Below are 622 nucleotides of genomic sequence, written 5' to 3'. Positions count from 1 at the left end.
GAGCATGAACCCCTTTGACGAAATCGCCGTTGAAGAGGCCGTGCGCCTGAAAGAAAAAGGCCTGGTGACCGAAGTCATCGCAGTCTCCTGCGGCGTGGCCCAGTGCCAGGAAACCCTGCGCACAGCCATGGCGATTGGTGCCGACCGCGCCATCCTGGTCGAGACCGACGTGGAACTGCAGCCCCTGGCCGTGGCCAAGCTCCTGAAGGCCCTGGTGGACAAAGAGCAACCCTCGCTCATCATCCTGGGCAAACAAGCCATCGACGACGACGCCAACCAGACCGGCCAGATGCTGGCGGCCCTGGCCGACCTGCCCCAGGCCACGTTCGCCAGCAAGGTTGAACTGGCTGCAGACAAGGTCAGCGTGACCCGCGAAGTGGACGGCGGCCTGGAAACCCTGGCCCTGACCCTGCCCGCAGTCATCACCACCGACCTGCGCCTGAACGAGCCCCGCTACGTCACCTTGCCCAACATCATGAAGGCCAAGAAAAAGCAGCTCGATACCGTCAAGCCCGAAGACCTCGGTGTGGACGTGGCTCCGCGCCTGAAGACCCTCAAGGTGACCGAGCCCGCCAAGCGCGGCGCTGGCATCAAGGTGGCCGACGTGGCCGCCCTGGTCGAA

The 622-nt window shown here is 64.5% G+C and carries 1 protein-coding gene; it reads left to right on the top strand.

Annotated elements, in window-relative coordinates; genetic code table 11:
* Window positions 1–622 (top strand): electron transfer flavoprotein subunit beta/FixA family protein (locus DBR23_RS16575; protein WP_233250508.1); only part of this gene is annotated, 622 nt, incomplete at both ends.

The organism is Acidovorax sp. HMWF018, from assembly GCF_003061035.1.
GTDB classification, from domain to species: Bacteria; Pseudomonadota; Gammaproteobacteria; order Burkholderiales; family Burkholderiaceae_C; genus Acidovorax; species Acidovorax delafieldii.
This window is presented reverse-complemented; position numbering and strand designations above follow the sequence as displayed.